This is a genomic window from Butyrivibrio sp. (assembly GCF_024699075.1).
The window spans coordinates 1-4,327 of record NZ_JAILQF010000051.1; the positions used below are offsets into that span (position 1 = coordinate 1).

Consider the following 4,327-nt stretch of genomic DNA (forward strand, 5'->3'; position numbering starts at 1 on the left):
ATATCCATCTCATGATATACAGGATATAGCGAGATAATCTTCGAAAGCGGAACTTTACTGATTATATCCATAAATGACTTCGCACTATACCATTGATAATATGCAAGTGCCCATCCCGCCCAGTATTCGGGGCTTTTATCAAGGAACATGATATCATCTGTATCGATATAATCTATATGAATCTGATCCAGTACCAGTCTGGCAATCTCCGGTCCATTCATCCCTGCAACATAACGAGGATTGCCCACAGCAAATTGCTTAGAAACATCTGACACTACAAATGCATCTCCAAATACATCTGGACCAATATTAAGTGTACAGACAGCAAAGTCTACTGCATGACCTAATATATTCTGAGCAACATCTACATATGATTCATCGTAAGCGCGGATCTCCATTGACTATTCCCTCTCTCATAATATCTATCATGAACAGCTCATTAATACTATCCGAATGACCTTTCGTGTTTCTGTAAGCCCTTCGGGCCTCTCTGTCTCGTTCAACCTTTTTTTCATAATACATATCAGATCTGGCAGTCTCTGCATTTATAAATTTTATATGTGAAAAAGATTTTTCGCTTTTAAAAACCACTTGCTCTCCAAGCTTACCAAGTCTCATAGCTTCTGAAAGTTTAGAAAGAGATATTGTACCGGAGACAAAATCTTGGGCAAAAGAAAAATAGGAATCATCTGCTCTATATCCGATGATCACATCATATTCATTAGGGTCTATATAAAAATTATCTTGTAAATACTTTTTGGCTTCCTCTGCTATACTGCCGCTCTGCCAATATATCCTGTATCTGGTGAGTATTGCTAACCAGTTCAAAATATTGTACTCAGGTTTTTGTAGATCAAGAATAGATAATCCTTCGAAACAGGCGTCATAGCAATTGGAATAACCATCTCGATTGTCTGCACATGCCCATTCCTTGGCCAGCTCCAGGTTCTTTGTTGTATAAAAGCCATATCCATAATCATTAGTTCTCTTGCTACCATTATATAGGGGCTTCTCAATAATATGATCTGATCCATGATATACTTTCATAGAAATCCCTCCTATAAACCATAGTATCGCTACAGCGATATTTAATCAAGAACAAAATTTTTTTCACCATGCATCCATCTTAATATTTTGTTAACAATTTGTTTTACGTTTTTTTACTCCAAATCATTTATTAGTCACACTGATGCGATACACTAATATTGTCAGATGAAGCAATACTAATAAAAAACTTTTTCATAATAATGCCAGGTAAGTGGGGACTTACCTGGCATCCTCCCTTTTATAGGGGTCTTTTTATAAATATACATCAAAAAGAGGGTATTTCAATTCTTGTCATTGGATAATACCCTCTTTTTTGTTACCATCTATTATTTTGACAAGGTGTCAAAATAATCACAGCTATCTGCTTATAAAATATCTATATATTCTCCAGCCAGCGCCTTGTTCATGCTGCGTACTGCGCAGAACTTACCACACATGCTGCAGGTATCACTGTGATCATCTTCAGGAGCGCGGCTGTCTCTTATAGCTTTGGCAGTTTCCGGGTCAAGAGCTTCTAAGAACTGAGCATCCCAGTCGAGCTTTCTTCTTGCATCAGCCATCCTATCATCCTGGTCTCTGGCACCGGGAAGTCCCTTTGCAATATCCGCAGCGTGAGCAGCGATCTTACTTGCAATTATGCCCTGACGTACATCATCAACATTAGGAAGAGCAAGGTGCTCTGCCGGAGTTACATAACACAGGAAAGCTGCTCCTGATGCTGCAGCGATAGCTCCGCCAATAGCAGCAGTAATGTGATCATAACCAGGAGCGATGTCTGTTACAAGAGGTCCAAGGACATAGAATGGAGCTCCCTTACAGATTGTCTGCTGGACTTTCATGTTGGCTGCAATCTGATCCATAGGAACATGTCCGGGACCTTCTACCATAACCTGTACATCCTTATCCCAGGCTCTCTGAGTCAGTTCTCCAAGTCTTAGAAGCTCTTCAATCTGACATCCGTCTGTGGCATCTGCAAGGCATCCCGGTCTGCAGGCATCACCAAGGCTTACAGTTACATCATGTTCTCTGCAGATATCGAGAATCTCATCATAATATTCATAGAAAGGATTCTCATGTCCTGTCATAGCCATCCATGCAAACACAAGACTTCCGCCCCTGCTTACGATGTTCATCTTACGTCCGCCGTCTCTTATCTGGCTGATGGTCTTACGTGTGATTCCGCAGTGAAGAGTTACAAAGTCAACTCCATCCTCGGCGTGAAGTCTTACTACATCAATGAAATCCTGGGCTGTAAGCTCAGCAAGGTCCCTTTGATAGTGGATCACGCTGTCATATATCGGAACAGTTCCGATCATGGCAGGGCACTTACTGCATAGAAGCTGTCTAAAAGGCTGTGTATTACCATGGCTTGAAAGGTCCATTATGGCTTCTGCGCCAAGATCTACAGCACTCATGACTTTCTCCATCTCAATATCATAGTCCTTACAGTCGCGGCTTACACCAAGGTTGACGTTGATCTTGGTCTTAAGCATGCTACCAATTCCGCTTGGTTTAAGGCCTTTGTGGGCAGGGTTTGCAGGGATTGCTACCTGGCCTTTTGCAACCAGGTCTCTTATATATTCTTCTGTCCTTCCCTCATCTTTTGCAACGATCTTCATTTCGGGAGTTATGATTCCCATGCGCGCTGCTTCCATTTGTGTGTGATACTTTCTGTTCATAAATTCTCCTATTTTAAATAATAATATGTTGGTGTCAAAAAATTTTTTTGACTTATCACTTATTCAAGTAATCCTTGGTTTTTAGCTGATATAAGATGGCAAGTAAATATCTTTTTTATCTAAATCCTTTTCGTCTGATGATGAAGATACCATATGCCACAAGGGTCCGGATCCATGGCCTAAGTTAAGCCCTTGTGCAATTGCTTTACTTAAATAGTTCTTAGCTTTTGAGATAGCTTCTTCCATTTTTTCACCTCTGGCAAGATACGAAGCTATTGCACTTGAAAGGGTGCATCCTGTCCCGTGAGTATTAGGATTATCTATACGGGGAGATGTATACCAAAAATATGAATTATCTGACTTATACAATATATCTGCAGAAGCATTGCTGGCGTTCATATGACCGCCCTTTACAAGGACGCAGCAGCCATATTTTTCCCCCATGATCCTAGCCGCATTAAGCATTTCATCTTCATTTGATATATGATCAAGTCCCGATAAGATCATTGCTTCCGGAATATTCGGGGTTATAAGATCTGCTTTTGGAATCAGAAGACTGCAAAGACTATCAACAGCTTTTTCGTCAATAAGTCTTGCTCCGCTTGTTGCGACCATAACTGGATCAACAACTATGTTTTGTGCTTTATACGTAGTAAGCTTATCAGCGATAACTTCGATAAGCTCTGAATTAAAGGTCATTCCAACCTTGATGGCTTCCGGATATATATCAGTAAATATCATATCAAGCTGGTCTGAAAGCATAGAAGGTGTGACCTGCATGATACTCTTAACCCCGGTTGTATTCTGAGCTGTGATAGCAGTTATAGCACTCATTCCGAATACGCCGCATGATAGCATGGCTTTAAGATCTGCCTGAATTCCGGCACCGCCTGATGAGTCGCTTCCTGCAATTGAAAGTGCTGTATGTTTGATCATTATATATTCTCTTTCTTCTTTATATATTACGATGTAGGTGTCAAAAGTACCTTTCGACACCATATGATTATGAGCGAGAGACTTGAATTCAGGATGCTTTGGTTTTTGTGGGAGCAGAATTATCTTCAAGCAGGTCTGTAAGAGTATTAAAGGCATGGCTTTTACACATAAGTGCAATAAGAACTGCTGCGATTACCGTTCCGCCTAAGGTACTTACAAGAAAAGGCACTACATAGGTGAATAAAGCGGCTTCCCTTCCCATAGCAAGGCTGGCAACAGGGAATGCAATGATGCCTCCAAGTATGCCTGTTCCTACAACTTCAGCTATATAAGTAGGAATAAACTTTCTGGATATCTTGTATACAAGACCGCAGCAAAGGGCACCTACCATACTTCCGGGGAATGCGAGAAGAGTTCCTGTTCCAAGAAGGTTACGTATAAGTGATGTACAAAATGCTACCAAGACTCCGTAAAAGGGTCCGAGGAACACAGCGCTCAAGACGTTTACCATATGCTGTATGGGGAAGCACTTAGATGCTCCTATGGGAAAAGAAAATGTGGACAGTGATACTGCAAGAGCTACGAACATTGCAGCAACAACAAGTTTTTTAACTTCAGCTTTTTTCATGATAAAAAATCCTCCTTTGCCTTCCGGCTTAAAATAT

At 40.8% G+C, this 4,327-nt stretch carries 4 protein-coding genes and 1 pseudogene; all 5 read right to left on the reverse strand.

The window, feature by feature from the left end:
- Positions 1-398, reverse strand: a pseudogene (locus K6G87_RS01715) (helix-turn-helix domain-containing protein); the annotation flags it as partial.
- Complete coding sequence (locus tag K6G87_RS01720; RefSeq protein WP_296833042.1) at positions 376-1,047, reverse strand: DUF3990 domain-containing protein; 672 nt, start codon at positions 1,045-1,047, stop codon at positions 376-378. The pseudogene K6G87_RS01715 and the gene K6G87_RS01720, both read right to left, overlap by 23 nt.
- A gap of 365 nt (positions 1,048-1,412) precedes the next feature.
- Entirely contained in the window at positions 1,413-2,726 is a 1,314-nt protein-coding gene (gene thiC, locus K6G87_RS01725; protein WP_296833045.1) for a phosphomethylpyrimidine synthase ThiC, read from the reverse strand.
- Between the two features lie 81 nt (positions 2,727-2,807).
- The gene (gene thiD / locus K6G87_RS01730; protein WP_296833048.1) at positions 2,808-3,662 is read right to left on the reverse strand and encodes a bifunctional hydroxymethylpyrimidine kinase/phosphomethylpyrimidine kinase; all 855 of its coding nucleotides are present in this window, start codon (positions 3,660-3,662) and stop codon (positions 2,808-2,810) included.
- A gap of 88 nt (positions 3,663-3,750) precedes the next feature.
- Positions 3,751-4,290: an energy coupling factor transporter S component ThiW gene (thiW, locus tag K6G87_RS01735; protein ID WP_296833050.1), complete on the reverse strand. Its 540-nt coding sequence runs from the start codon at positions 4,288-4,290 to the stop codon at positions 3,751-3,753.
- Between the last annotated feature and the right edge of the window lie 37 nt (positions 4,291-4,327).